Annotated in this window: 25 protein-coding genes and 1 other RNA gene; 17 read left to right on the top strand and 9 right to left on the bottom strand. The window is 56.9% G+C overall.

Annotated features, from left to right (window positions below):
• Positions 1-4: 4 nt before the first annotated feature.
• From dgoD to ACR9Y2_RS20390, 6 genes are all read right to left on the bottom strand, one after another.
• Positions 5-1,168, bottom strand: coding sequence for a galactonate dehydratase (dgoD, locus tag ACR9Y2_RS20415; RefSeq protein WP_435043493.1), 1,164 nt, complete (start codon positions 1,166-1,168; stop codon positions 5-7).
• Positions 1,165-2,568 (bottom strand): hypothetical protein, encoded by a 1,404-nt coding sequence (locus ACR9Y2_RS20410; protein WP_435043492.1) that lies wholly within the window; start codon positions 2,566-2,568, stop codon positions 1,165-1,167. The genes dgoD and ACR9Y2_RS20410 overlap by 4 nt, the downstream gene beginning before the upstream one ends.
• Complete coding sequence (locus tag ACR9Y2_RS20405) at positions 2,565-3,365, bottom strand: IclR family transcriptional regulator (protein ID WP_435043491.1); 801 nt, start codon at positions 3,363-3,365, stop codon at positions 2,565-2,567. The genes ACR9Y2_RS20410 and ACR9Y2_RS20405 overlap by 4 nt, the downstream gene beginning before the upstream one ends.
• Before the next feature lie 18 nt (positions 3,366-3,383).
• Complete coding sequence (locus ACR9Y2_RS20400; RefSeq protein ID WP_435043490.1) at positions 3,384-5,000, bottom strand: SLC5 family protein; 1,617 nt, start codon at positions 4,998-5,000, stop codon at positions 3,384-3,386.
• A gap of 123 nt (positions 5,001-5,123) precedes the next feature.
• Positions 5,124-6,353, bottom strand: coding sequence for a Gfo/Idh/MocA family protein (locus ACR9Y2_RS20395; protein WP_435043488.1), 1,230 nt, complete (start codon positions 6,351-6,353; stop codon positions 5,124-5,126).
• A complete protein-coding gene (locus ACR9Y2_RS20390) occupies positions 6,353-7,681 on the bottom strand; it encodes an aspartate aminotransferase family protein (RefSeq protein WP_435043486.1) in 1,329 nt (442 codons plus the stop codon). The genes ACR9Y2_RS20395 and ACR9Y2_RS20390 overlap by 1 nt, the downstream gene beginning before the upstream one ends.
• Before the next feature lie 218 nt (positions 7,682-7,899).
• On the opposite strand from ACR9Y2_RS20390, the gene ACR9Y2_RS20385 reads away from it, so the two are divergent.
• Positions 7,900-11,385 carry a carboxypeptidase regulatory-like domain-containing protein gene (locus tag ACR9Y2_RS20385; RefSeq protein ID WP_435043485.1) on the top strand — a complete coding sequence of 1,162 codons (3,486 nt, stop codon included), beginning with the start codon at positions 7,900-7,902 and terminating at the stop codon, positions 11,383-11,385.
• Positions 11,386-11,399: 14 nt separating this feature from the next.
• Here ACR9Y2_RS20385 and ACR9Y2_RS20380 read toward each other — a convergent pair whose 3' ends face one another.
• Entirely contained in the window at positions 11,400-11,726 is a 327-nt protein-coding gene (locus tag ACR9Y2_RS20380; protein WP_194450063.1) for an ATP-dependent Clp protease adaptor ClpS, read from the bottom strand.
• A 134-nt stretch (positions 11,727-11,860) separates the two neighbouring features.
• Here ACR9Y2_RS20380 and ssrA point away from each other — a divergent pair.
• Positions 11,861-12,210: a transfer-messenger RNA gene (gene ssrA / locus ACR9Y2_RS20375) on the top strand.
• 86 nt (positions 12,211-12,296) lie between these two features.
• A complete protein-coding gene (locus tag ACR9Y2_RS20370; RefSeq protein ID WP_435043484.1) occupies positions 12,297-13,535 on the top strand; it encodes a tyrosine-type recombinase/integrase in 1,239 nt (412 codons plus the stop codon).
• A gap of 461 nt (positions 13,536-13,996) precedes the next feature.
• Here ACR9Y2_RS20370 and ACR9Y2_RS20365 read toward each other — a convergent pair whose 3' ends face one another.
• A complete protein-coding gene (locus ACR9Y2_RS20365) occupies positions 13,997-14,434 on the bottom strand; it encodes a hypothetical protein (protein WP_435043483.1) in 438 nt (145 codons plus the stop codon).
• A gap of 234 nt (positions 14,435-14,668) precedes the next feature.
• On the opposite strand from ACR9Y2_RS20365, the gene ACR9Y2_RS20360 reads away from it, so the two are divergent.
• The 3 genes from ACR9Y2_RS20360 to ACR9Y2_RS20350 are packed head-to-tail and all read left to right on the top strand — an operon-like array spanning position 14,669 to position 16,370.
• Positions 14,669-15,040 (top strand): hypothetical protein, encoded by a 372-nt coding sequence (locus tag ACR9Y2_RS20360; RefSeq protein WP_435043481.1) that lies wholly within the window; start codon positions 14,669-14,671, stop codon positions 15,038-15,040.
• A 52-nt stretch (positions 15,041-15,092) separates the two neighbouring features.
• Entirely contained in the window at positions 15,093-15,632 is a 540-nt protein-coding gene (locus tag ACR9Y2_RS20355) for a hypothetical protein (protein WP_435043480.1), read from the top strand.
• 9 nt (positions 15,633-15,641) lie between these two features.
• A complete protein-coding gene (locus tag ACR9Y2_RS20350; RefSeq protein WP_435043479.1) occupies positions 15,642-16,370 on the top strand; it encodes a hypothetical protein in 729 nt (242 codons plus the stop codon).
• Here the strand turns inward: ACR9Y2_RS20350 and ACR9Y2_RS20345 are convergent, their stop codons facing one another.
• On the bottom strand, positions 16,371-16,598 hold the full coding sequence (locus tag ACR9Y2_RS20345) for a hypothetical protein (RefSeq protein WP_435043478.1): 228 nt from the start codon (positions 16,596-16,598) through the stop codon (positions 16,371-16,373).
• Between the two features lie 993 nt (positions 16,599-17,591).
• On the opposite strand from ACR9Y2_RS20345, the gene ACR9Y2_RS20340 reads away from it, so the two are divergent.
• From ACR9Y2_RS20340 to ACR9Y2_RS20290, 11 genes are all read left to right on the top strand, one after another.
• Positions 17,592-17,942, top strand: coding sequence for a phage tail fiber protein (locus ACR9Y2_RS20340; protein ID WP_435043476.1), 351 nt, complete (start codon positions 17,592-17,594; stop codon positions 17,940-17,942).
• Between the two features lie 11 nt (positions 17,943-17,953).
• A complete protein-coding gene (locus ACR9Y2_RS20335) occupies positions 17,954-18,154 on the top strand; it encodes a hypothetical protein (RefSeq protein ID WP_435043475.1) in 201 nt (66 codons plus the stop codon).
• 2 nt (positions 18,155-18,156) lie between these two features.
• On the top strand, positions 18,157-20,841 hold the full coding sequence (locus ACR9Y2_RS20330) for a beta strand repeat-containing protein (RefSeq protein ID WP_435043473.1): 2,685 nt from the start codon (positions 18,157-18,159) through the stop codon (positions 20,839-20,841).
• Positions 20,842-20,850: 9 nt separating this feature from the next.
• Positions 20,851-21,099 (top strand): phage fiber-tail adaptor protein, encoded by a 249-nt coding sequence (locus ACR9Y2_RS20325; RefSeq protein WP_435043471.1) that lies wholly within the window; start codon positions 20,851-20,853, stop codon positions 21,097-21,099.
• Between the two features lie 18 nt (positions 21,100-21,117).
• Entirely contained in the window at positions 21,118-21,363 is a 246-nt protein-coding gene (locus tag ACR9Y2_RS20320; protein ID WP_435043470.1) for a hypothetical protein, read from the top strand.
• Positions 21,364-21,412: 49 nt separating this feature from the next.
• The gene (locus tag ACR9Y2_RS20315) at positions 21,413-21,904 is read left to right on the top strand and encodes an HNH endonuclease (RefSeq protein WP_435043468.1); all 492 of its coding nucleotides are present in this window, start codon (positions 21,413-21,415) and stop codon (positions 21,902-21,904) included.
• 138 nt (positions 21,905-22,042) lie between these two features.
• Positions 22,043-22,444 (top strand): HNH endonuclease, encoded by a 402-nt coding sequence (locus ACR9Y2_RS20310; RefSeq protein WP_435043466.1) that lies wholly within the window; start codon positions 22,043-22,045, stop codon positions 22,442-22,444.
• Between the two features lie 142 nt (positions 22,445-22,586).
• Positions 22,587-22,958: a phage terminase small subunit P27 family gene (locus ACR9Y2_RS20305; protein WP_435043465.1), complete on the top strand. Its 372-nt coding sequence runs from the start codon at positions 22,587-22,589 to the stop codon at positions 22,956-22,958.
• Entirely contained in the window at positions 22,958-24,556 is a 1,599-nt protein-coding gene (locus ACR9Y2_RS20300; protein WP_435043463.1) for a terminase large subunit, read from the top strand. Before ACR9Y2_RS20305 ends, ACR9Y2_RS20300 begins: the two co-directional genes overlap by 1 nt.
• Positions 24,553-25,746, top strand: a complete 1,194-nt coding sequence (locus ACR9Y2_RS20295; RefSeq protein WP_435043461.1) for a phage portal protein — start codon at positions 24,553-24,555, stop codon at positions 25,744-25,746. The genes ACR9Y2_RS20300 and ACR9Y2_RS20295 overlap by 4 nt, the downstream gene beginning before the upstream one ends.
• Before the next feature lie 10 nt (positions 25,747-25,756).
• Positions 25,757-26,386 (top strand): HK97 family phage prohead protease, encoded by a 630-nt coding sequence (locus ACR9Y2_RS20290; protein WP_435043459.1) that lies wholly within the window; start codon positions 25,757-25,759, stop codon positions 26,384-26,386.

The following is a 26,386-nucleotide window of genomic DNA, read 5'->3' as shown; positions in this document are numbered from 1 at the left end:
GTTCCTACCAGTCCGCAACAGATCCGTCGCGGTGATTGTAGGCCATCAGGACCTCTGGCTGGAAGGGGTACTTCGCCGCCTCGCTTTCGTTAATGTCGATACCCAGGCCCGGGCGGGTGGGCGCCGTGCAGATGCCGGCTTCCAGCGGGATGAACTCGCTGACGACGTCGTTCCGCCAAGGCACGTCGGCGCGCACCATCTCCTGGATCAGGTAGTTCGGTGTGGCGAAGCCGACGTGGGTCGACGCCGCCGTGCTCACCGGACCCTGCGGATTGTGACAGGCCACGGACATCTGATAGGTCTCGGCCATCGCCGCGATGCGCCGCGCTTCGCTGATGCCGCCGCAGTGCGACACGTCGGGCTGGATGATGGAGCAGGCGCGCTTTTCAAACAGCTCGCGAAACTCCCAGCGGCCCACCAGGCGTTCGCCGGTCGCTATGGGGAAAGGCAGCGCGCGCGCCACTTCCACCAGGGCCTCCGTGTGCTCCGGCCAGCAGGGCTCTTCATACCAGTAGAGGTTGTAGTCCACCAGCATGCGGCCGAACTGAATCGCCGCCGCCGGAGTCGTCCGCGCATGCAGATCCAGCATGATGTCGATGTCGTCGCCCGCCGACAGGCGCATCGCCTCCACGCACTTGGCCGCTCGTTTCAGCGTCGATGCACTCTCGATGTACTCCGACACCGGGATCGGCATCGCCTTCACGGCCGTGAAGCCGCGCGACAGGCTGTCCTGGATCCGCGCGCCGAACTCCTCGGGCTCGACGGTCTTGTACATGCCTTCCAGCGTGCCGCCGCCCAGGTGATCGTAGAACCGCAGCGTGTCCCGCACCGGGCCGCCCAGCAGCTCGCACACGGGCTTGCCGCACTCCTTGCCCTTGATGTCCCACAGCGCCTGGTCGATGCCGCTGATGGCGGAGAAGTTCGTGATACCGCCGCGCCAGAAGTACTGCCGGTGCATCACCTGCCACAGATGCTCCACACGTAGCGGGTTCTGCCCGATCAGCAGCACCGACAGGTCCTCAATCGCGCCCACCACGCCTTTCGTCTTCCATTCGAGCGTCGACTCGCCCCAGCCATACAGCCCGGGCTGATCCGTCTCGACCTTCACAAACACCCAGTTGCGCATCCGGGCGTTCACCACCATCGTGGAGATCTTTGAGATTTTCACGCGTGCTCCTTCTCGTGCATTTCATTCAATACCCGCAGTGCGTCGGCGACCACCACGTCGCAGGCATCAGCGGAAAACGGGGTGGCTTCGATCTCGTAGCCGCCCTCGTCATAGGCACTGCGGTCCGGGATGTAGCCGAACCCGCCATTCGAATAACCCGACATCAACGTAACCGGAAACGGCGAGGCGTCCGCCACCCGCTGTGCGATGGACGAGAACGGCTCTCCGGCGACGCTGACCAGAGCCACCGGACCGATGCGGATCACCTGCAGCGGCCAGGATGTCTCCGGCTTTCCATGAAACAGACGCGCATTGTTGGCGCGCCAGCCCATCTGCGTCGCCAGGCCGTTCGCCACGCTGAACTCTTCCAGCTTGCCCGCCTCGCGCAGCCGCGCCGCCTCTGCTCGCAACCGCGCCAGTTCCACGTCCTCGGAGTCCGGATCCGGGAACGGCTTCAAGGGCAGCGCCATGAACCGCGTCTCCACTTGCAGGCGAGGCGCAGGCTGCTCCACCGGCTGATACTCATATTGCGCAATGTTCGCGCCGCTGCGGACGATGCCAGTCAGCAGCCGCAGCACGGGCTGCATCTCGATGGAGGACGCGACGCCCGCCGACGTCAGGCCCAGCGTACGGCCCATGCGTCGGTAGACTTCCAGGTCACCGGTGAAGCCTCGGCGTGGGCCCAGGTCGCCCGCCGCTCCCTGCAGGAACAGGCACAGCCCGCCCAGCTCTCGTTCCATCACCTGGCGTGCTGGACCCGGAAAATCCGGAGTGAAGTCGCGGCTCTGCCAGCCGATAGTCGTGCCGTGGCACGCATAGTGCAGCAGGTGCGCCACCGGCTCGCCGTCGAGCGACTCCAACCGCACGACATGCAACGACTGGTCGCATTCTGAGTCCGGATCCTCGCCCACCACGGTGAGCCCGCCATCCACCGTCACTCGCCGTTTGCAATTGATGCCGCACTGCCCCGCCCCGGCGCCAATCCGCACCGGACGCAAGTCCTGCAGCGCCTGCCACGCGGCCCCGGCAATGCGGTCCGGCAGGCTTTCGAGGTAGCTGAGGGCCATATCCAGCCCCTCGGCAATATTCGCCAGCCGGAACGTGTTGGGACCCGAATGCGTGTGCGAACACGAAAAACGGATCCGCTCTTTCGCCAGCCCTGTCGTCTTCGCAATGGTCTGCAGAATCCGGCCGGTCCACGCGGCGTCGAAACCGATGGCATCCGCCTCGACAATCACCACACGCTCGTCATCCTGGACCAGCGCCAGCGCCGTCGCATAGAACGGCATATCCGCCCTGTCGCCGCGCGTGTGCGTCTGGGCGCCCCAGCCGCCCTGCGGAGTCCCCGGCGCCGGCGTAATCTCACTCCGCCCCGCGCCTGCCAACAACTGTCCCGTCATTCCTTAATCTCCGGCTCCATCCGTTCATGCTCTTCCCTCGCTTCCGCGTAGTTGCAGATCCGCGCTGAGGCCCGCTGCAGCAGGCTCACAATCGGCGGAATGTTCTGGTCGACGATCGTGCCCAACGTTCCCGTCACGCTGAGCGCCGCCACCAGTTCACCCCGCGGGTTGAACACAGGCACCGCCAGGCAACGCACTTCCAACTCCTCTTCCTCATCGTCGAGGGCGTAGCCGCGCTCCACGGTCTTGGCCAGTTCCAACCGCAGCGCCGCTGCCGTCGTGATCGTCTTCCGCGTATACCGCGCGTACGTCATCTTCGACAGGAACTCCTTGCGGTGCGCCTCCTGGCAGTACGCCAGCAGCACCTTGCCTACAGATGTGCAGTGCAGATTAGTTCGCTTGCCCACGGTGGTGTCGAAGCGGATGAATCCGGGCCCTTCCACCTTCTGGACGTACACGGCCTGGTCGTTCTCCAGTACCGCCAGGTGGCTGGTCAGCCGCGCCTGCGCCGACAACCACTTCATCGGCCCCAGCGCGATCTCCGACAGCTTCTGGTTTTGCACCATCTCGCGGCCCAGGTTGAACACCTTCATCGACAGCATGTAGTTCCGGCTGTTGGCCGATTTGGTCACATAGCCGCAGCGCTCCAGCGTCAGCACCAGCACATGCGCCGTGCTCCTGGGGATGTCCAGCTTCCGGCCCAGCTCCGCAATGTTCATGCCGCGCCGCGAAGAATCGAGCACTTCCAGAATCTGCAGCGCCCGCTCGACGGAAGGAACAGTAGTTGTTGTCGGCATCTCGACTCCTCTCCACCCCTACGACCGGCCCGGTCCCCAGAACTGGAACCAGATCACATACGCATACAGCGCGCCGGCCAGTCCCACCATCAGCCCCCACCACAGCAGCAGGCTCCGCGCCCCCTTGGCGTACGCCCGCTCGGACTCCGGCAGGTCCAGATACTTCCGCGACCAGATGATGCCGTCGACACTCGCCGCCGGCGGCGCGGGCGTCAGGTAGGACACCACCACCATCACCACCATGCACGTCGCCCACACCAGAAACGTGCGGTTCAGCCAGTTGTCGAAAGGCTGCAGGAACCATACGTGCTTGAACAGCACATACTCCACCAGCGCCGTGTACGGGAAACCAAAGATCAGGACAAACGTCGCGGCCTGCGCCGTGGCCCGCTTCCACAACACGCCCAGCAGGAACACCACCGCAATGGGAGCCGCCACCCACGCCCCCACGTTCTGGATCACCAGGAACACGCTATGCTGCCCGCGCGTAAACCAGATCGCCAGTCCCATCGCAAACGTCAGGATCAGGAACCCGCTCCAGCGGCCAACGCTCACCAGATGCGCGTCGCTCTTGCCCTGCCCGAAGAACGGCCGGTACAGATCCATCGTGAAGACCGTGCTGCAGGAGTTCAGCACCGAGCTCAGGTGCGACAGCAGCGCGCTGGCAATGCCCGCCATCACCACGCCGCCCAGCCCCAATGGGACCAACTCCTTCACCAGCCGCGGATACGCCTGGTCAGGATCAACCAACCCAGGAAACAACTGGAACGCCACAATGCCGGGAATCACCACCAGGAACGGCAGCAGAAGTTTCATGAAGCCCGCGAAGATCACGCCCATGCGCGCATCCCACTCCGACTTCGCACCCAGGCAGCGCTGCACGATGAACTGGTTCGTGCAGTTGTACCAGATGCCGATGGAGAGGAATAGCGTGAACACCCCGAACCACGGGTAGTTCGGATCCGTGATGGGATAGATGATCTTGAACTTCGCCGGAAACTGGTGCATCAGGTTGAAGATGCCTCCGGCCCGCTCCAGCCCCAGGTACGACACAATCAGCCCGCCCACCATCAGCACGACGAACTGCAGGAAGTCGGTCCAGGCCACGGCAATCAATCCGCCATAGATCGTGTAGCTGCCGGCCAGGATTGTCAGGCCGATGATGGTGACGAAGGGGTCGAGGCCGAACATCCCCTGCAGCGCCTTCGCGCCGGCCAGCAGCACCACGGCCATCTGAGCAACAATCCACAGCACCAGCGAACAGACGGCAAACATGTACCGGCATTCTTTGTTATACCGGCGCTCCAGGAACTCGGGCATCGTGTAGATGCCGCCGCGCAGATAGTAAGGCAGGAAAATCCAGACGAGGGCCGAGAACGTGAACCAGTTCCCCCACTCCCACTGCGCCACCACGAAGCCCACCGCGTAAGCGGCGCCCACCATCCCGATGAAATGCTCCGTACTGATATTGGCGGCGATGATCGAGCCGCCAATGGCGTACCACGGCAACTGCTCTCCGGCCAGGAAGTAGTCCTTGACGCTGGCCTTGCGCCGCCGCGACACCCACAGGCCGAGGCAAATGTTCGCCACCAGGTACAGGGCGAACAGCAGTTGATCCAATCGGCCGCCAAACATATGGATATCTGTCTCCAGGGTCCAGCTCAGGGAAACCCTATTCTCCCGGCTGGGTCCCCTGGAAACAAGAGTTTACGCCTCAATGTCCAGAATACTGGACAAATCCAAATCCAGGATCCTGGATCAGGCCGGCGCCTGGCCGTAGTCGCGAATCTTCAGCGATTCGCCGCCGCGCAGCGCGGACTGGTGCGCAATAATGCCCGGCAGCGTGTAGGCAATCGCCTCCCACACATTCACTGTGGGGTGCCTGTCCTCCAGCACGGCGCGCACGAACTCATGAGTCAGGAAGGTGTGCGAATCCCCATGGCCGCTCTTCACCCGCAGGGGTTCGGGCAGCCGCTCCAGATAGTTGGCCTTCTTGTCCGCCAGCATCTCCGTCTCGCCTTCTGGATACCCGTTGGAGTCGAGCACGGTCTTGCCTTGCGACGAGATCCGCACGAACGTGTTCGGCGTACCCTCTGGCCGCTCCATCAGGTAGGACATGCGGTCGCCGTAGAACTGACCGCGCTCGCTGCCCCCCGCCGCCACATGCCAGTAAACCGCCACGCGCGCGGAGTGGCCTTTGGACGTCTTGAAGAACGCCGTCTCGTTCCAGAAGGGGTTCTTGTACTGGTTGGTCCGCAGCACCTCGTGCCCGTCGCCCCAGCCCACCGCCGTCACTTCCGACAGCCGCTCCCGGATCACTGGAATGATCAGCCCCGTGCAGTGCGTCGGATAGAGCATCGGCGGCAAGCCGTGGCGCCAGGTCGGCAGCCCGCGGTCGTCGAACATCACCTTCATCAGCCCTTCGTGGTGGTACTCGGCCTCGGAGTGGAAGATCGTCCCGAACTTCCCTTCCCCAGCGAGTTCACGGCATGTGATCACCGGCTGCCGGTAGTAGCTGGTCTCCGCCATCATGTAGCGCAGCCCGGTCTTCCTCACCGTGTCGAGGATCTCCTCCAGTTCTTCGACACTCAGGCCGGCCGGTACGGCGCTGATCACGTGCTTGCCCGCCTTCATCGCCTCCACCGCCATGAACGCATGCAGCGGAGCCGGCGTGAACACCGCCACCGCATCCAGGTCGGGATGCTTCAGGAACTCGCGGAAGTTCTTGTAGGTGTTCGTGCAGCGGTACCGCTCCGCCAGCAGCTTCTGCTTCTCCGGCAGCAGGTCGCACACCGCCACCACTTTGCAGTCGGGATCGAGGTGCCAGAAGAACGAAAGGCCGAACCCGCCGCCCACCACGCCGATGCGCAGTTGCCCGCTGGGGCGCGGTCCGGGCGCGGCGTGCAGCGCGGGCGATGCGGTGGCCGCCACGCTGGCGGCACCGGCAGCACCCAGAAATCCACGGCGGGAAACGGTGGGCAGGTTCATTACTTTTTCAACTCCCCAATCACGGCATCACACGCTTCCAGCGTACGGTCCACATCGGCCTGCGTGTGGCTCAGGCTCAGATGGTTGCGTTTCAGGTTCATGGGCAGCTTGAAGATGCCCCGGGACACCAGGCGCCGTCGGTATTCGATAAAGAACGCCGCGTCGTTGCGGTACAGGTCAGTGAAGCTGCGGATCGGCCCTTCCATGAAATAAGTCAGGAAGACCGATCCGAACCCCGCGACTTCCGCCGTCAGGCCGTGCCGCGACGTGATCTCACGCAGCCCCGCCCGCATGCGGTCGCCCAGCTCAAACAGATACTTGTGCGACTCCGGCTTCTCCAAGACTTCAATGGTAGCCAACGCCGCGGCCGCACCCACCGGATGCCCATTGAATGTGCCGGCCCAGAAGACATCGCCGCCCGCTCGCGTATTGAATCTGTCCATCAGGTCGCGCCGTCCGGCCAGCGCCGCGATCGGATACCCGTTGGCGATCGCTTTGCCCAGCGTCGTCAGGTCCGGAGTCACGCCGCAGATCTTCTGGTATCCGCCCAGGCTGTGCCGGAACCCGGTGATCACTTCATCGAAGATCAGGATGGTGCCGTTCTTCTGCGTCAGTGCCCGCAGGCCCTCCAGAAAGTCCTGCCGCGGCAGCACGCAGCCGATGTTGTGCGGAATCGGCTCCAGGATCACGGCCGCAATCTGCTCCGGATTCTTCTCGAATACCTGTGTCACTTCCTCCAGGTTGTTGAACTCGCAGACAAACGTATCCGCCAGCACGGCGTTATGCGTCCCGGCCGACAGCGGATCCCGTTGGCCCAGCTTCTCCTTCGGCGTGATCACATTCATCGCCAGGGCGTCGTGGAAACCGTGATAGCAGCCCTGGAACTTGATGACCTTGCTCCGGCCGGTCACCGCCCGCGACAGCCGTATGGCGTGATACGTCGCCTCGCTGCCCGAGTTGCACAACAGCGCCTTGTCACCCGAAGGGATGTGTTGGACGATCTTGCGCGCCAGTTCGATTTCCAGCGGCCCGATGCCAACGCCCACCTGATCGGTCTCTTCGATGGCGGCCTTCACGCGCCGCGTCACCGCCGGATGGCTGTGCCCGAGAATCGGCGGACCAAAGGCCCCGTGATAGTCCAGGTATCTAGTCCCGTCCATGTCATAGAAATAGGCGCCTTCGGCACGCACCGGCACCAGCCGCGGCTCGACGGCCCGCAGCGAACTGTTCACGCCCCCGGGGATGAACTCCATCGCCTGCTCCAGATGCTGCTGTTTCGCGATGAGGCAGTCGGTTTCAATCACTTGATCGATGTTGCTGGTCGACACGATAGGGGATCCCTCACTTGAGAATCACGTTGATTATCAAGCGCATTGCGGGCCGCATCAAACCAGCATTGTGGATTGTCCAGATGTCTGGACGAAATCAGGCCAACGCGTCCGGCGGCTGCAGCATCATAGCGTGATAGAATCCGGCTTCAGGGACACGAGGCCGCCCACGAACCCTGAAGCCGCCCCGTCATTGGCAGAAAGGTCCTGTCTCCGCTGTGTCTGATCCCCGTTGGCGTCTCGCCCTGCTCCTCCTCACCTGCACTCTCCTGCGCGCGCAGTCCGGCTCCACAGGAGCCCTGGAAGGCACGGTGCTCGATGCCGCGGGCGCTCCTGTGCCCAACGCCTCGATCACGGTCCACAACCCGGCAACCGACCAGTCACACACCGCGACCACCGACGAAAAAGGCAGCTTCCGTTTCGCACAGCTCGAACCCGCTACCTACGAGATCACCTTCGCCACCACCGGCTTCAAAACAGCCCGCATGGCTCAGATGGCCATCAGCGTCTCCGAAGTGCCGGTCCTCGAAGCCACCCTCGAACCCGGCAGTCCGGCCGAATCGATGGACTGCCACTGCAAAGTGACGGCAGCCGCGCCCTCCACAGGCACGTTGATCGATCAGAAAACCATCACCGCGGTCCCCTTGAATACCCGCAACTTCACCCAGGTGCTCTCGATGTCATCCGGCTCGGCGGCAGACGTGAACAACGCAGGTACACTGGGCCGCGGCACCTCCAGCGTGAATATCAACGGCAACACCACGGCCGGCGCGTACACAATTGACGGGGCCTACTCCCCCAGCACGGTACCGAATCCGGATACAATTTCGGAGTTCAAAATCCAAACATCCCAATATGACGCCGGCTTCGGCGCCATGGTGCCCAACACCAACCTCGTTACCCGCCGCGGCGAGAACGAATACCACGGCAACCTCTGGGAGTTCCTCCGCAACGACATCTTCAACGCCAATGCCTTCTTCCGCAACTCCACCGGGCAACCGAAACCGAACCTGAAGCAGAACCAGTTCGGCGCCACACTCGGCGGGCCCATCCTTCGCAACAAATGGTTCTTCTTCGGCTCCTATCAGGGCACACGCCAGATCAATGGGCTCGACCCCACTTCCGTCGCCAACCTGATCCTGCCCAATCTCGGCGCCGACCGCTCCGCCTCGACAATCGCCGCCCGTTTCTGCCCCGGCAATCACCCCGGCGCCGCAGCCTACCTCACCTTCGCCGGAGGCCGGCAACTCGATTGCGAAAACCGCAACACGGCCACCACCGCCGCCATCCACCCCACCGCCCTCAGCCTGCTCCAGGCGAAAGCCGCCGACGGTTCGTACCTCATCCCCATTCCCCAAACCATCCTCTCCTCCGGCGCCAACGCGGGCCTCGGCTTCTCCGCCTACAGCATGCCTTCGAAGTACAACGAAAACCACTTCCTCGGCAACACAGACTACGTTCTCTCGCCGGTGAATACCTTCTCCGGCCGCCTGTTCGCCGCCACGGTCGATCAACTCCGCAGCTTCGGCTCGCCGGGCGGCTACCCCGGAGCCCCTGTCGTGCCCGGCTGGGGCGCCAATCAGATTCTGAAGGCAACCGACATTGCCACCAGCGGGCGCATCACCTCGAACCTGACCGCCAATCTGGTCAACGAAGCCAGCCTCGCATTCACCCGCAACAACACCGACGCCACCGGCGGAGGCTTTCCCCTGGCCTCCGATTTCGGCATGAAGGCCGTGGACGCCCTCTTCCCCCATCCGCCCGAAATCACTGTGCTCGGCGCGCTCGGCACGTTTCGCCTGTTCGGCACCAACCCCAACGACAACCACTTCGAGACCGTGACTTACTCCCTGGCCGACAACCTCTCCTGGGTACACGGCCGCCAACGGGTGCGCCTCGGCGGATCTTACCTAAACCAGTACAATGGCCGGGCCGACACCGGCGGCGCCCGGGGCAAGATCACGTTCCAGACCTTTACCGATTTCCTGCTGGGTCTCAGCGCTTCCGAGAACCTGAGCCCCGCCGGCCGCAGCAATATCCAGACCGTGCAGGCCAGCGAGGGCGTCGGCGCCAATGGCGAGGTCGAATACCGTTACCGCCGGCAGTACGCCTCTGGCTATCTCCAGGACGACATCAAGTTCAGCCCGCGCTTCACGCTCAACTTCGGCTTGCGCTGGGAGTTCATCGGCCCCTCCTACGACACCGCCGGCACCATCGGCAACATGTCCATGGCCGAGTTGCGGAAGTCCGCCGTACCACCGCTGGCCGGTACGCTGGCCGGCAACACCGTCGCGGCCAACTACGACCCCAACCTGATGAACCCCTACACCGGCCAGCCGTTTGGAGCACCGCCGCAAGGCGTCACCATCCGCGCCAACAGCAGCTTTTACAGCAACGGCACGCCGCGCGACCGCTTCGCCCCGCGGCTGGGCTTCGCCTGGCAGCCCCTCGGTTCGTCCGGCCGCATGGTCGTGGGTGGCGGCTACGGCTGGTTCTACCAGACCCCCATCTTCAGCGGCAACGCCGGCGCTGCCCCACTCTTCACTGCCCCGCCCTTTGCCCAGAGCTTCACAAACACCGACGCCAGCAACAGCCAGTCGACATTCCAGCAGCCGTTCCCGCAAACCACCCTGGGCTACGTGCTGCGTACACCCACGTCCCAGCTCTCTGACCGCGTCGCCGGACCAGACTACCGCCTGCCCCGCCTGCAGCAGTGGAACACCAGCCTCAAACTGAAGCTGAACCAGGCCATGTCGCTGGATCTCGCCTATGTCGGCTCACAAGCCGCCGACGTGCTGTTCGCCCACGGCCTCAACCAGCCGCTGCTGGCCAGCACCGCCAAGCCGGTGAATTGCGGCTACGACGGCGACTCCTCCCACTGCATCACCACCAACACCTCGCGCAACGCCAAGCAGCGCGTGCCCATCCTTGGCGAGAATCCCACCGCGCTGCTATCCAGCGAATTTGGGGCCAGATCCTGGTATCACAGCATGCAGGCCACGCTACGCGGGCGCTCGTCACACGGCCTCACTTTCCAGGCGGCCTACACGCTGTCGAAGGCGCTGAGCAATACCACGGTCATGAACGACCAGAACAACCTGTCCCTGGCGAAGGCGCGCACCTCGTTCGATCGAACACACCGCCTCATCGGCAACTTCGACTACACCCTGCCCGCGTTCACCAAAGCCCACGGCCTGCGCGGCGGTCTCCTCCACGGCTGGTCGCTCTCCGGCATCTTCATCGTCCAAAGCGGCCTGCCCATGACCCTGACCGACCCCACCGGCGGAGCCGTCTACGGCCGCGCCGGCACCTCCACCGTCACCCTTTGCCCAGGCGCCAGTTACGCTCAACTCGTCACCGAGGGCGGCATCACCCAACGCCTGGGCCGCTGGATCGATGCCAGCGCGATCTGTCCGGCGGCGGTCGTGGGCGAGGACGGAGCCACCGGCTACGGCACAACCGGCCAGAGCATCATGAACGGACCCAGCCAGGTGAATACCGACTTCTCGCTGGGCAAGCGAACCCGAGTCGGCGGCCTGCGCGAGGACGGCGAACTGGCCTTCCGCGTCGAGTTCTACAACGCGATGAACCATCCGCAGTTCTCAAACCCCGGCACAACGCTGGGCACCGCCGGTTTCGGCGTGATCACGCAGTCGTCCGTCGCGCCGAGGCTGATCCAATTCGGCCTCAAATATCTTTTCTAGGAATCTCGGCCCCGTCAGGCGACCGGTTCAAGAATCGCGGACATGGAGCCCTTGCAGTTGGGCATGCGCCAGTCAGCCCCATAGCCGTGAATCTGATCGCGGGCAAACTCGGCGGCCGGCTTGTCGCAGGTCATGACAATGGTGCGGCCGGTGGAATCCACCTCGACGGCGTTCCCGTAGGCTTCTTCGACTGTCTTGAAGAAGAGACGGCAAAGCATCTCAATCACGTAGTCATACGTGTGATCGTCGTCGTCGAGCAGCACGACGTTCCACAGAGGAACCAGATCCTGTTTTTCTTGTTCGCTCGACTCCGTACCCGGAGTGGGCGCAGCGAAAGCCATGTTCGACTAACTAGTCTCGCACGCTTGGGTCCTGCCTGTGGGCAGGCACCGGCATCCGTTGCGTGACAACGGGGAACCTGGTGCGAATGTAGTCCATTGACCCGGGTGCTATCCTGGAGTCGTAGGAATACGAGGGGGGCGTAACGGCTTCGACGGGATGATTTCGTTGTGATGAGGCGTGCCGGGTTCCGAGCTCCCGTAAAACGATCGGAAAACCAAAATTGCCAATCAGCAATTTGCATACGCTGCCTAAAATTTAGGTAGCCGCTCGCCGCAATGAGCCTGCGCGTTGCGGGCCGAGCGTCATTTTGCAGGATAGGCTGTAAGCCGCCACCTGAGGCTGTAAGTCGAGATCAATCAGGCTGGGCCGTGTCTCTTCTTGCCGGTTCTGAGAGTACGGTCGAGAAACTGAATCGGAAACGCACGTAGTTCTTGTCATGGCGGGCCATTTCGGACGCGGGTTCAACTCCCGCCGCCTCCACCAATTTATTTCCTTTGTTTTCAGTAACTTAGAAGCAAAGCAGACATCACGTAAGATACACGTAAGGCATGGGGTGATAGAATCACTCCATGCTGAACCTCTTCCGCCGTCACCTCGGGAACAAGAAGGACAACACAGGGTGCTCTCTCGCTGGCACTCGCTCTAAGGAATGCCCTTCCAAGCCGAAGTGCCCGATCCACTTCGAGGGCATCGACGGACAGGGGCAACGGCGCAAACCGCAAGCTTTGATCGACCCGGCCACAGGTTCAGGCGTTCGTGACTGGGGACGGGCGGTCGAGATCATCCGGGAACTCGAACTCCCCAAGCCACCAAACCAGCAGCAAGCACCAAAGGTGTCTCTTCAGGACGCAATCGCCACATTCCTGAAATCCAAGTCAGGGATAAGCAGCGACGACAAGTACGTTCTAATTTTGCGTCGCCTTGCGGCCTACATGGAACTTCAAAAGCGAACGGCAGTGGAAGAGGTCACCCTTGTAGACTTGGTGAACTTCCGGGCTACCTGGACAGGCAAGAACACAACGCAGCGCCGGGACCAGGGAATCATCAAGGGGTTCTTCGGCTTCTGTGTCGATGCCGACTACATCGTCAAGAATCCTGCCGCCAAACTCTCACCGATCCCGAAGACAAGGCCACAGACAGACCCATTCGAACCCGAAGAGATGCGCCGCATCTTTGCAGCGCTGTCTGAACTCACGGACGAATACGGGCGCAAGGGTCAAGCCATCGCCGATCAGACCAAAGCCTTCGTCTATGTGATGCGCTACACCGGGCTGTCCATTGGCGACGTTGCCAAGCTGGAGAAGGCGCACGTCCAGGGAAACCGCATCATGACCTACCGCAAGAAGACCAACGAGGAGGTCTTCGCTGCTGTCCCGCCCTTCGTCATTCACATTTTGAACGCTGCGCCACATGACAGCGACAGGTACTTTTTCTGGACTGGCAACGGCAAAATCCACACTCGCACCAGCAAGTGGGGCGCACGCCTGCAACGACTCTTCGTGCTGGCGGGTGTGAGAATCGTTGAGGTGGAGAAGGTCCGCAGATCGGGTGGAGTTCTGAAGGATTCCCCAGAACTCGTCAAAGTGTCTGAGGCCGTGCCGCACATGTTCCGGCATACGCTTGTTCGTGATCTCCTGACGGCTAACAATCCAGTCCCGATGGAGGAGATTGCAGAATTGCTGGGGGACAAGCTGGAGACGGTGAGAGAGCACTACAGCAAATGGGATCGTCGCCGACAAGCACGGCTGGAATCCCATCTCACGGATTTCTGGAGCAACGACAAGCTCACCAACTCACTGACCACCTAAACAGAACGAGCCAACCGTCGTGGTTGGCTCTGTCGTCATGCGGCTGGATTCTGTCGGCGCTTGTACACTCGCACAACCACCGACTCCGGAATCATGATCGTGCGGTGACTGCGCTTATATCGGCTGCTTCTGCCGTGAGGGTTGGCAGACACATCCAACACACCGGGTTCGTTGACGAACATTCGACGAACCGTGTCATAGGAAATATTCCACAACTCAGCAATCTCTCGCACCGTGTAGTGCCGCTCGGAGCACTGCATGACAGCAAGGTTGCTCGTCGAACTGGTTGATGTTGCGAGAGGCGGGCTTCCCTGCCCTTCGCTATACTTGGCTCGCATCTTTGCGGCCTCAATCTCACATCTCTTCTTCGTCACGTTTCAGGTGTTGACGAACAAATTGTTTTCCGGCTCATCGCTTTCTCCCTTCTATTTCATTTTGCATCACTCGTCAGAGTGCATCCCTCACTGACGACCAACTACTCCAGGAGCCTGCACTCCGTTTTCGGCTATCGTCCTTGAATGCTCGGGACCGTCGTAATCTTCCCAGTCAGGACAGCTATGAGCAACTACTTTGGTCGGGCGTGACAGTTTGTAGTCGAAACCCTCCCGGCGATAGCCCTTGACGTAGCTGTCAACTCTGGCGTCGAAGCTGACGATTTCACCGTCGAATAGGCCCATTCCGTCGTTTAGCTGATTGAATGCGACTGTTAGATTAAACCACAGGTGGTCCGCAACAATACGCCCTGATTCATACTCTCGTACATGTTTGAACAAGAGCGTTGTATCCGTTCCGTCCATGTTTGACCCATAACCTCTGTACGCTCGTTTCTTGCCTTCTCGGACAAATGTTGCCGAGAAGCGTTTTCTTGCTCCGTACATGTTGCTTAATAGTTCTCTCATTCAGTACCTTCTTTAGCTGTCGTCCGTGTGCTTCATGTTTTCAGCATACTTCCACTTTTGCGACAAAGTCAACAGTCAGCCCACATTAAGTCTTTCTGAATGATAAAGATACATCTTCTTTCGCAACAACACAGATACATCTTCTTTCTTCAGCGCAAATGATACATCTACTTCTTCAGCATTGAAGGCGATGCAGACGAGATCCCCACTCGTCCACGGTGCTATCCTCATCACATGCCATCCATACTCGATCAGATACGAGATCTCGAAGCCAAACGGCAGCAACTATTACAGAAGGCAATCGAGCAGTTGCAGGCCGAAGTGGACGCCCTGAACGACTTGGGCTACTCATATGTTCTCGTGAGGTCAGATGCCACGCCACGGCGCACCAAACGGCCCAAGGCCGAATCGGGCGCTATTCGCTGGTCCACCAGCATCACCCGCATCACCAACTACGCCAAGACGAACAAGCTGACCAAGGCACAGGCCCTCGATAGCGTACGTCTGGCCCTGGATCGTTTGGCCGCAAAGAAGGGTGTCCAGGTGCCTGCTGATGTGCTGGCGCAGGCTGAGCAGGCAGTGGCAGAGGCATACGGCAAGAAGTAGCATATGGAGCCAGCTTGGCGGTCACCGGGCTGGCTCTGCCATTGGAGCCTCGATGGACTTTTCAACTGTCGTGAACATTGTCGGCATTGCTGGTCTGGTACTCGCAATTCCACTTAGTATTGCCAGTAATATTCTGACTCCAAAGTTCCAAGATTGGTGGGCGACAACATCAGCCGCCAGGGCAAATCGTCGGCAGCAACACATTGTTACCGAATTGCGGTATCGCCTCTATCTGGAACTCAAGCCAAACGCCTGGAGACATCGAATAATCAGACTCGCAGTTGTTATGTCTCTATGCATTGTTTTCATGCTTTCTCTGCTGATGTCTCTTGTCCTGGAAGGGTTATATGCACTTCACGGCATAAGCCAGCACACCTTTACTGGTTTTAATGGATTCACGCAAGGCGTCCTCGCAGCATTGACAGCAAGCATCTACTATAATGCTTATGTTTTTTACGGCTATTCAAGAGAAGTTCTATTTCTCTGTCGACTATCACATATTGACAGAATGCCCAACGTGGCTGAACTTGAGAGCGAAGTCATTGGCACGGTTAAAGGACTGATCGCAGAAGAACACAACTCTGCATCCTGAGCAACAACTATGTTTCTACTTGCATTTGCCGCTCCAGATCCAGCCGCCATTGAGAAAGCCATTGATCGCCTCACACAGGCGCAGCAGAAAGGGGCCTGGGACTACATCGGCATCATCTCGGTTATAGCCACTCTCATCGTTCTAATCGTGTACACAATCGAGACCTATCGACTTCGCAGGACGGCTCAGCAGCAAGTTGATGCAGCGAACGCACAGACGAAGGCGGCGCAGACACAGGCCGCAACTGCGCTCGAACAGATCAAGATCTCTCAAGCACAGGTGGACGCAGCAGCCAAACAACTTGCCGAGTCGCAACGACAGACCGAGAATGCACACCGCCCAATTATCATTTTGGCATTTGAGGACAGTGCGCAACCGTACCGACCCCAACAACTTGTGTTCCGCAACATCGGCACAGCACCAGCCTTGGATGTACAAACTGGCGATTGCGGACACTGGGGAGGCTATTTCGTCATTGAAAGAGCACATCTCGTACAGCAAGGCGATGCCACTCAAACATCGATTCGCTTCCTCGATGGGCTGCACAATACATGCTGGCACGAATCTCTCTACTCTCTGATACTGGAACATCTTGGTCCCCCATCGCCACCAACAAACGCACTCTTAACTATCCACTACAGAAGTCCAGACGGCATCTTCTACGTCACTCGATACAATATGCTGCTACCCCTACAACCCGACTCCCTTCGCTTTCTTGACTTCAAACGCAAAGAATAGTCAGTCTTCGTCGTCTTCGTCTTCGTCGTCTTCGTCTTCGTCGGAAGGTCCGATGGGAGTTACCGCCTTGATTTCCAAGGCCGGGTGGTCGTATGGTTCAAAATTCCAATCGATGTCTTCTGACTCGGCAATGTCTCTTGCTTCTTCTTCGGTTTTTGCCACCACTACGGCATAGCCTTCTTTGCTTTGCGATTGTCTCACGTTGATTCCGAATTTGTATTTCTGCATAACTTCATTGTCACACGGATCCGCAAACTGTCAAATCCTGCAACTCAGTGCGTCACCGGAGCTTAGATACATCATTCGCACACGCACAGGGAATTTGACAGAGCCAGAAACGACGCTATTCTCAATGAGGATGTCGGCACGCAGCAGCAGCATTCCCTTACGACTATGAACAAGTTTTCTGAAGATGAGGTTGACCAATCAACCATCGGCATAAATCCCGCTTATAGCCAACTGAATTCCATAAAATCGCCTTATACCATCACTTTTCTCCCAGTACGGGGCCTTTTTGCAATTGAGCGTGTCTATATAACAATGTGATCTGATTCCGGCTCTGTGATGGTCTCACTGGGCCATAGATAGTGGATCAGACATGGTAGTGAAACAAAGTCCAAGAGGGCGCAATATTGAGCCGCTTGGCAGGGTGGTGGAGAAATCCACCCGGCATGTACTCCTCCGAGACGCAAGGTGGGTAACGATGCCGACAGCTGCGAATAGCAGTACCTACAGCCACCGTGGATAGCAGAGCGATTCTGTCACGGTCCTGAAAGGTCTTAGTCTAACTAAGACCAACCCAAGTAACCTGGAGAGGAAGAACGGGCGCTGAAGAGCGGGATTGGCCATCGGGTGGGTTATCAGCAACGAGTCTATGCTTCGGGCGCTAAGATCAAGTCCCGGCGATTCCCATGTCAGACACATGTGATCGAGTGGTAGCAGTACTCGCTACCATTCAAAAACCCTGTCAGGGATTATATTAAAAGAATCCGAAGGGTGCGAAGCACTCCCTAAGCATTCCATAACTTCCACGTTTAGCCTTCGGCCCTTCGGGTATTTCTACCACCATTGCCGTTGTTCTTACCAACCAATCAATGAATCTACTTTTTGGCGAATGAGTACGCCCTCGTGACGTCGGATGACGGATTACATCTGCAATCGAATCACAGCCGCTCATTCCCGCCTTCCTCTCACACATAAATAACTCATAGGCATCACCCTATGAGCATTTCCAACTACCTCGAAAACAAAATCCTCACCGACAATCTGACCGGATCCTACCTATCCCTCCATACCGCCGATCCTGGCGAGACTGGCACATCCGAAGTCACTGGCGGATCGTACAGCCGCAAGTCCTGGACATTCAGCGGCCCAACCAACGGCGTCATCACGTCCTCGGCAACGGTCCTCTTCACTGGCATGCCTGCCGTCTCCGTCACGCACTTTGGTGTATGGGATGCCGCTACAGGTGGAAATTGTCTATGGACTGGTCCGGCCACGGCAAGCAAGACTTACGGCGCTGGCGACACGGCAGAAATCACGTCTGGCACACTCACGGTCACCATCGACTAATAGGAGCCTGCATGGACACGATTCTCATTCAGGTCCGGTTCAGCGTCGGCAACTACTCTGACGCCCTCTACTACACCCTCGACGAGTGGCCGTCAGTGACTCCAGAACGCATGGAAACCGACAAACAAGCCCGCTATGACACCTGGGCGGCAATGGTGGCGGAACTGAGCAATCAGGTCACGGCTGAAGACGAGCAGCAGCAGGAGAACTAAGCATGGCCAATCGCTTTTGGGTCGGTTCGACTGGCACCTGGGACGCAACGGCGGGCACGAAATGGAGCGCTACCAGTGGCGGCAGTGGTGGTGCGTCTGTACCCACAGCTTCAGACGACGTGTTCCTCGATGGTTCTTCTGGCGCTGGCACAGTCACTCTAAGTGCGTCGTCGGTTTGTCGTGACCTGACATGTACGGGTTTCACTGGCACGCTGTCACATCCTGCCGCAACATCGCTTGTCATCAGTGGCAGTCTCACGATGGCTGCTGGCATGACCTATTCATTGGGTAGTGCGTCAACGTCGTCGGTGTCGTTCAATGCCACATCGACGGGCAAGACATTCACATCGGCAGGCAAGGTATTCGGGAATATGACGTTTCTGGGTACTGGCGGGTGGACATTGCAAGATGATTTGCTGGTGACAGGCGGTTCGATCACGCTTACGGCGGGAACATTTGACACTAACAATAGAAGTGTCACCGCTTCTGGATTTGCGTCCAATAATTCCAACACTCGAACTCTATCACTTGGCTCGTCTGCCATTGCATTGACTGGCACATCGCCTTGGTCAACAGCAACCAATAACAACCTTACTGTTTCGACAAATACTGCTACTGTGACCTGTTCCGCAAGCGGTGCAAATATTGTCTGTGGTTCCAGCAAGAATTGGAATGGTCTCAGTTTAGTCATTACGGGCAGTGCTTCGCCTGGACTAAATGCGCCTGGATGCACATTCGCAAACATTACAAGAACAGGCACAGCCGCCAAAACTGATGGCTTCACGCTGACAGGTGACATTACAGTTACAGGGACGTTGACACTTACAGGAAACTCTGTATTGAATCGTCTGTTTGTTTCGAGCAGTGCGACTGGTAGCACTCGTACCATTACCAATACAGGCGCAACGATGGCCTGGAGCAACGTCGATCTTCAAGACATTGCTTTGACCACAGCGTACGATGCTTCAGCCATTACGGGATTGTGTGGTGATGTTGGCGGAAATTCTAATATCACTTTCACTACACCAGCAACACAAACATGGTCGGGCACGGCATCAGGAACTTGGTCATCAAATGCCTGGACATCACGAGTCCCACTACCGCAAGACAATGTTGTTGTGGCATCTGCCTTTACCCCGGCAGGGCGTGTCATTACTGTTGACGTGCCCCGTATGGGCGCAAATGTGGATTTTACAGGGACAACAGGAACTCCAGCGCTAACCTTTACGGCTGGTGTTATATCGTGTGTAAATGGATCGTTAACCCTCGTGTCGGCGATGTCAGTTGCCAACATCAATACAACACTCCAGTTTTACGGACGTGGTTCATATAATCTCACGACGGCTGGGTTGCAGATTTCTCCAACTGTCACATTAAATGCTCCTGGCGGAACACTGTCATTGCAAGATGCATTGTCGTGTGGCCGAAGTTTGAATGTCAACTCTGGCACATTCACCACGAATGATTACAGTGTGTTAGTTTTGACTGCGATGAATATTGCTTCCAGTGGTGCCGCAATATGCAATCTGGGTGCGAGCACTGTAACATTGTCGGGTACTGGTACAATTTGGAATGCGCAGTCGAACGGTATTTTGAATGCTGGCACGTCCAATATCGTATTGTCTAACACGACGACTACAGCCAAGTCTTTTACCAATTCTGGCGTCAAAACGTATTCCACAGTTACGTTCTCGGGCGATAACATCACCGTCAACAATGCGAACACTTGTACGATTGGCACGCTTGCCGTCTCGAATGCTGGATTGACAAATGGTCTGAAACTTACATCTGGACAAACCATCGCAGTCGCCAACGTGACCAGCAATGGTAGCGCTGGCAGCTTGGCAAAGCTCTCGACCACCACAGCAGGCACCGCAGCAACACTGACATCTTCTGCATCACAAATTGCTGAAGACTACATGTCGTTGCAAGACATTGCAGCGGCGGGCACCGCAGCATGGTACGCCGGGTCACACAGCACCGACGTTTCCGGCAACACAGGATGGTTGTGGAGTGATCCGGCATCGGGAACCACGATTGCGATTGCTGGTGCGTTGACAGGCTCTTCAAACTTCACAGGATCTCTGTCACGTCGAGCTTTGTTGGGTGCCGCCCTGGCCGGAAATGGATCACTGGCAAGCTCATTGGCTCGCAGAGCTATCCTGGCCGCTTCTCTGGCAGGCTCGGGCACTTTGGCCGGAACCCTGCTAAAGCGCATCAAGCTCGCCTCCAATCTCGCAGGGTCCGGAACTATGGCAGGCACCTTGACCAGACGGGCCTTGCTCGCAGCAAATTTGTCTGGATCCGGCTCACTCGCCGGAACTCTCATCAGGCGCATCCTGATCGCTGCCAGTCTGTCCGGTACGAGCACGTTGACAGGAGCCTTGTACGGCGCTGGTGGCACCATCATACCCATCGCAGGCGCACTCACTGGCACGTCGTCAATGACAGGTGTCCTGGTGCGTCGTCAGTTGTTCTCAGCCGCATTGGCGGGCACATCCGGCATGACTGGCACGCTCATCACCAGAAAGCACCTTGCGGCGGCGCTGATGGCCCAAGGCTCGCTTATTGGTTCGTTGGCAGGTGTCCAGGTCATCACCAGGGTCAGAGCAATGTCACCAGTCATTGGAGCACCCAAGCAAGTATCCAACACCATCACCAACACAAGACCCGTAAGCCGGGACTAAGGAGCAACCATGAACTACTTCACACAAGCCGACACCGAGAAATTGGCATACCGCCAAAGCATCGCAGGCGACACGATCACCAATGCCGCATGGACAATCACGCCATCTGCCACGCTGGCACCGCAGGCAACCACTGCCGACACTGCAACGTGTATGGTGTCTGGCCTCACATCCGGCACCACGTACACACTGACTGTCCTGATGACTTGCGGATCAGGACAGATCGTAGAGCGCTCCGTGACCATTGCTTGTGTTTGATGTTGGCTAAATGTCGGTATGTTCATCGGATCCAAAGAAGCCTACATTGATCATTTGTTCTCCATCTTCAAAGAGACCGAACCGATCTATTACAATCTCATCTCTGCAATCATGCATATTGATGGCATGACACAGGCGCAGTATCAGAAACAACATCGGATATCATCAGCCAACTATTGCATCTTGCGCAGTGAGGCTTTGGCAGCATTGAAAGCGCATCTGTTGCGGCACGGCGTGTCGAGCATATTAGACACATCAATGTGAAATATTAGCAAAATCTAAATACTGTTGTGCTGTTAGGAGGCACAACGGTATGACCAACAACAAGACAACACATCATAATGGATTTCGAGTTCGCACAATTCCAGAACTCACCAAACCACAGATTCGTCGCTTTTGGAATAAAGTAGAAATCGGCAAACATAATGATTGCTGGAATTGGACAGCATCAACATCATTTGGTGGATACGGACAATTTTCAATTCAACATGATAATTGGAAAGCGTCACGAGTTGCTTACTTTCTCTATTACGGAATCGACCCGGCAGAGAATATGATCTTGCACTCTTGTGACAATAGACTCTGCTGCAATCCTCACCACCTCCGCACTGGCACCAGCAAGGACAACACACAGGACGCCATCAGCCGAGGACGCCACGTAGCTACACGCACTGGCACGGTGCTCGACCAAGAGGGAAGAGAAATGGTGAAACTGCTTTATTGTTACGATGTCCCGAAGAATCAAATTGCAGTAATCATGGGCATTTCATATTCGACTGTACGGAACATCTGCCTTCATGGATAATAGCGAACATCAAGAATGGCATGATCTATTCGCCGCTCATGCCGAACGACTACGGCGCAAGATTGAATTGCTTGGTGAGATAATCAGCACGCATAAATAACAACGATATTATGAAGTAAGAGTTGGGGCAGATCCTTAATGGTCTGCCCTTTAGTTTTTCAGATGCCAGCCAAGAAACCCTGTCGCATAAGTAACTGTCCCAAGGCCGCAACGAACGGATACTGTGACGACCACGCATCACGACGAAAGAGTTACGATCCACAACAAGAAGCGAAGTGGGATAGACCAGGACATCATCTGTATTCGACCGCACGATGGAAACAATTGCGGGCAGAGAAATTACGACAGCATCCGTTGTGCAAGCATTGCGCCGAACGAGGCATCGTCACTGTCGCAACGCAAGTGGACCACATCACTCCGCATCGTGGCGACGAGCATCTGTTCTGGCACGGACCATTCCAAAGTTTATGCGCCTCTTGCCATAGTGCGAAGAGCAGGCAAGACGTCATGGACCGCAAGTCAAAACACGACGTTGTATAGATAATGGTGTTCAATTCTCTCCTGGATGGAGGGGCGGGCAAAATCTCTCCTTGCCTGCCCCTCCACGACCGTCCTCCGCCTCATCAACAAGCGCTAAATAATTCTGCCCCAAGGACTGACTAATAAAGGGGTATGAACATACATGGCAAAGCGCAAACCACAATTCCCCGCCCCAGATTATCTCGATCCATTAGCAGCATCCGAATGGAACCGCATCGTTCTATTGCTTGGCGATAAGCTCACCGATGCGGATTTGCAAGGGCTCACGTCGCTTTGTTGTGCCTTCTCACGCATGGTGACCGCACAGCAGCAATTACAGACGCAAGGCTTGACCGTCATGTCGGCAAAAACTGGCTGGCCAGCACCGAATCCACTCATTTCCATTGTGAATTCCGCCTCAGAAACAGTGCGCCAATTGTCAAAAGAATATGGATTGACTCCAGCATCCAGAAGGCGAATGAAACAGGCTGACGATCAAGCCAACGCAATCAAGCGCAATGATCTCATTCGATAATGTTCAACCAAGAAAGGGCAAATAGAGTAATCCAATTCTGCGAGACGTACGGACAACACTTTGAAGGTCCCGCAGCAGGAACAAGTGTCAAACTACTACCCTGGCAGATAGAGAACATCATCAATCCCATTTTTGGAACTGTTGATGACAATGGAATCCGGCAATATCGCCATGCTCTCATCTTCTTACCCCGCAAGAACGCCAAATCATTCCTGACCGCAATGTTGGCGCTGTATCTTCTATTAGGTGACGGCGAGGCAGGCGCACAAGTGTACATTTGTGCTCGTGATCGAGAACAAGCATCTGTGGTGTATCGGTATGCCGCTCGTATGGTTCGGGCCAATCCAGAACTTGCCAAGATCTGCCGAGTGATTGATTCAACAAAGCGCATCATTTACGGCAACCGCCAACTGAAGGTGATGTCGAGCGATGCGCAATCCGCATACGGCTTGAATGCTTCTGCCGTGATCTGTGACGAGCTTGCCTTCTGGGATACCCGAGACCTGTACGACGCCATGGTGTCGTCCATGAAGTATCGGCGTCAGCCCTTGGTTATCTCAATCACGACCGCATCCAACAACCTCACTGGCATTGGACGACAACAGTACGAATATGCCAAAGGCGTTGTAGATGGCACGATCACGGATGACCGCTACTACGCCTACCTTTGTGAGGCACCAGCGGACTGCGACATCGCTGACCAGCATTACTGGTTTCAAGCCAATCCAGCGCTTGCCACGGATGAGGATTGCGACCTGGGCAAGGGCTTTCTGCGCCTCTCGACATTCCAGGATGACTACAAGACCGCTTTAAATGACCCCGGCGCAATGCTCAGGTTCCGCCTGCTGAGCCTCAATCAGTGGGTCTTGGCCTCTGAGACGCCGTACATTCCTCTCGACCGATGGGACGCCTGCAACGAACCGATGCCAGATCTGACGGGCAAACGCTGTTTCGGTGGGCTCGACCTATCGCAAAAACACGATTTGACCTGCTTTTCGCTGGTTTTTCCTCTCGAAGACGAAAAGTATGCCATCTTGCCTCATTTCTTCATGCCTGCTGAGAATCTGGCAGAAAAAGAGCGTCTTGACAGAGTTCCTTATACGGAATGGGCAAAGAAGGGCTATCTCACCCTTTGCCCTGGTCCGGTTGTGCGGCACAAGTATGTCATCTCACACATTTTGGAGGTTGCAACAAGGTATGAGCTTGTTGAAATCGCTGTTGACCGTGCTATGGCGGCAGAAGTAATCGAAGAACTTCAAGATGGCGGAATTGAAACGTGGGATTTCAATCAATCAATCATGGCTTTCACGAACCCAACAAAGGCGATGAAAGAACATGCTTACCTTGGCAACATCATTCATGGCGGCAATCCAGTCTTGCGATGGAATATTGGGTGCTCGACGATCAAAGAAGACGCCAACAACAACATCCGTGTCGTCAAATCCAACAAGCGCCAGAATAATCAACGTATTGACGGCGTGATTGCGTCGATCATGGCATTCGACAGGGCTCAACGCAATACCACCGACCAAAAAGCAAAGGCGATAAATAATCTCATCGATGACTGGCTATCTGATCCAGTTTCGATCCGACTATGACATTTAAATCCGCCGCAATCAAGATTCTGGATTATTTTGGTCTTTTGCCGACCAATCGTACCCTCACCGGATTGAACATCTACAGCACCAATGTCGGCAGAGCGGTTACTGAAGAATCGGCTTTAGGCATTGCGGCGGTCTGGTCTTCAATTCGACTGCTGGCTGAAGTGGGCGGCAACCTTCCTCTTCACTTTTATCGCCGTGGCAATGATGATTCCACATCTCGCATCAAACACAAGCTCGACTACATTGTCTCACAAGAACCGAACGCATGGATGACGAGCAACGAGTACTGGGAGTCGATGATTGCCAGTCTTGCGACCTGGGGAAATGCATATTCGGTCATCGTGAGATCTGGTGTCGAGGTAATTGGGCTGATTCCTGTCAATCCAGCAAACATGACGGTCCAATGCATCGAGCAGCAGATCACTTATCGCATCTCGACCGCCACTGGCATCAAAGAATATCAACCCAAAGACATCTTCCATATCAAATTGTTTTCGTTTGATGGCCTCGTCGGACTCTCACCAATCGGCACATGTCGTCAGGCCCTCGGGATGGCTGTAGCCGCCGAAGAGTACGGCGCAAGGTTCTACAGCAATGGCGCTACTCCATCCGGCTTTGTCAGCCCAACTGAGGCCATGACCGCCGATCAGATCACGGCATTCAAGGCGAGATTCAATAGCAATAATCAAGGGCTCGATAATGCGCACAAGATTGACGTGCTGCCTGTTGGTTTCAAGTGGCAACAAATAACGATTCCGCCTGAAGATTCGCAGTTCATCGAGTCACGTAAGTTTTCAATTGAAGAGATTGCCAGAATCTTCCGAGTGCCGCCGCATTTGATTGGTGACCTGTCGCATGCCACGTTCTCAAATATTGAATCGCAAGGCATGTCATTCGTTCAGTTCACTTTGATGCCATATTTGTCGAAGATCGAAGCCGCAATTGTGAAAGCCTTGATCGAGCAGAAAGACAAAGGCATCATTTTTCCTGAATTCAATGTTTCGGGCTTGATGCGTGGCGACAGTGCGGCACGAGCCGAATACTACTCAAAGATGACTTCTTCGGGCATTATGACGAGAAATGAAGCTCGCCGTCTGGAACGCCTTTCGCCGATGCAAGGTGGTGACGAACTTACAATCCAACTCAACATGAGCGCCATCCAGGATTTGCCTTCGAATAAATAAGAGTGAACCAATGGAAACAAAGAAGCTCACATATCAATTCGCACTGAAGGCGGCACCGACCGAAGAGGGCATCTTCGAGGGTTATGCAGCAGTGTTTGGCAATGTCGATCAGGCGAATGATGTCATTCTGCCGGGTGCATTTGTGGCAACACTGACAAACCGGAAGCAGTATATCCCGATCTGCTACCAGCATGACACAGATGATGTGATTGGCGTCTGCCTGGAGCTTTCCGAAGACTCGAATGGATTGCTCGTCAAGGGTCAATTGGCTGTCAAGACCGAAAAGGGCAATGACGCTTACGAATTGCTCAAGCTCAAAGCAATCACTGGTCTTTCCATCGGTTATGCAGTTCCTGTCGGTGGCGCTGTCTGGTCAGATGGCGTTCGGCAGCTAAAACAGATTGAGCTATACGAAATCAGCTTAGTAACATTCCCTTGCAATGTCGAGGCTCAGGTCTCCAGCGTGAAGGGAATCGAATTAACAGAAAGAGAATTAGAGAAGATCTTGCGGGATGCGGGATTCTCTCAAAAGGAAGCCAAGACGATTATTTCGTCTGGCTACAAAGCCCTGAAGTCACAACGAGACGTTGATGAGTCGGCGGCATTGCTGGAGCAAATCCGGCAAATCTACAAACAGTAG

Origin of the sequence: Paludibaculum fermentans (assembly GCF_051172195.1) — a bacterium.
Lineage (GTDB): Bacteria > Acidobacteriota > Terriglobia > Bryobacterales > Bryobacteraceae > Paludibaculum > Paludibaculum fermentans_A.
The sequence above is the reverse complement of the archived record's forward strand: the minus strand, read 5'-3'. Positions and strand labels throughout refer to the sequence as shown.

Bases quoted from the DNA above. Each gene is read 5' to 3' on its own strand.
- ACR9Y2_RS20410 (WP_435043492.1), bottom strand. From the start codon at position 2,568: ATGACGGGACAGTTGTTGGCAGGCGCGGGGCGGAGTGAGATTACGCCG.
- ACR9Y2_RS20405 (WP_435043491.1), bottom strand. From the start codon at position 3,365: ATGCCGACAACAACTACTGTTCCTTCCGTCGAGCGGGCGCTGCAGATT.
- ACR9Y2_RS20400 (WP_435043490.1), bottom strand. From the start codon at position 5,000: ATGTTTGGCGGCCGATTGGATCAACTGCTGTTCGCCCTGTACCTGGTG.
- ACR9Y2_RS20395 (WP_435043488.1), bottom strand. From the start codon at position 6,353: ATGAACCTGCCCACCGTTTCCCGCCGTGGATTTCTGGGTGCTGCCGGT.
- ACR9Y2_RS20380 (WP_194450063.1), bottom strand. From the start codon at position 11,726: ATGGCTTTCGCTGCGCCCACTCCGGGTACGGAGTCGAGCGAACAAGAA.
- ACR9Y2_RS20370 (WP_435043484.1), top strand. From the start codon at position 12,297: ATGCTGAACCTCTTCCGCCGTCACCTCGGGAACAAGAAGGACAACACA.
- ACR9Y2_RS20365 (WP_435043483.1), bottom strand. From the start codon at position 14,434: ATGAGAGAACTATTAAGCAACATGTACGGAGCAAGAAAACGCTTCTCG.
- ACR9Y2_RS20360 (WP_435043481.1), top strand. From the start codon at position 14,669: ATGCCATCCATACTCGATCAGATACGAGATCTCGAAGCCAAACGGCAG.
- ACR9Y2_RS20355 (WP_435043480.1), top strand. From the start codon at position 15,093: ATGGACTTTTCAACTGTCGTGAACATTGTCGGCATTGCTGGTCTGGTA.
- ACR9Y2_RS20350 (WP_435043479.1), top strand. From the start codon at position 15,642: ATGTTTCTACTTGCATTTGCCGCTCCAGATCCAGCCGCCATTGAGAAA.
- ACR9Y2_RS20345 (WP_435043478.1), bottom strand. From the start codon at position 16,598: ATGCAGAAATACAAATTCGGAATCAACGTGAGACAATCGCAAAGCAAA.
- ACR9Y2_RS20340 (WP_435043476.1), top strand. From the start codon at position 17,592: ATGAGCATTTCCAACTACCTCGAAAACAAAATCCTCACCGACAATCTG.
- ACR9Y2_RS20335 (WP_435043475.1), top strand. From the start codon at position 17,954: ATGGACACGATTCTCATTCAGGTCCGGTTCAGCGTCGGCAACTACTCT.
- ACR9Y2_RS20330 (WP_435043473.1), top strand. From the start codon at position 18,157: ATGGCCAATCGCTTTTGGGTCGGTTCGACTGGCACCTGGGACGCAACG.
- ACR9Y2_RS20325 (WP_435043471.1), top strand. From the start codon at position 20,851: ATGAACTACTTCACACAAGCCGACACCGAGAAATTGGCATACCGCCAA.
- ACR9Y2_RS20320 (WP_435043470.1), top strand. From the start codon at position 21,118: ATGTTCATCGGATCCAAAGAAGCCTACATTGATCATTTGTTCTCCATC.
- ACR9Y2_RS20315 (WP_435043468.1), top strand. From the start codon at position 21,413: ATGACCAACAACAAGACAACACATCATAATGGATTTCGAGTTCGCACA.
- ACR9Y2_RS20310 (WP_435043466.1), top strand. From the start codon at position 22,043: ATGGTCTGCCCTTTAGTTTTTCAGATGCCAGCCAAGAAACCCTGTCGC.
- ACR9Y2_RS20305 (WP_435043465.1), top strand. From the start codon at position 22,587: ATGGCAAAGCGCAAACCACAATTCCCCGCCCCAGATTATCTCGATCCA.
- ACR9Y2_RS20300 (WP_435043463.1), top strand. From the start codon at position 22,958: ATGTTCAACCAAGAAAGGGCAAATAGAGTAATCCAATTCTGCGAGACG.
- ACR9Y2_RS20295 (WP_435043461.1), top strand. From the start codon at position 24,553: ATGACATTTAAATCCGCCGCAATCAAGATTCTGGATTATTTTGGTCTT.
- ACR9Y2_RS20290 (WP_435043459.1), top strand. From the start codon at position 25,757: ATGGAAACAAAGAAGCTCACATATCAATTCGCACTGAAGGCGGCACCG.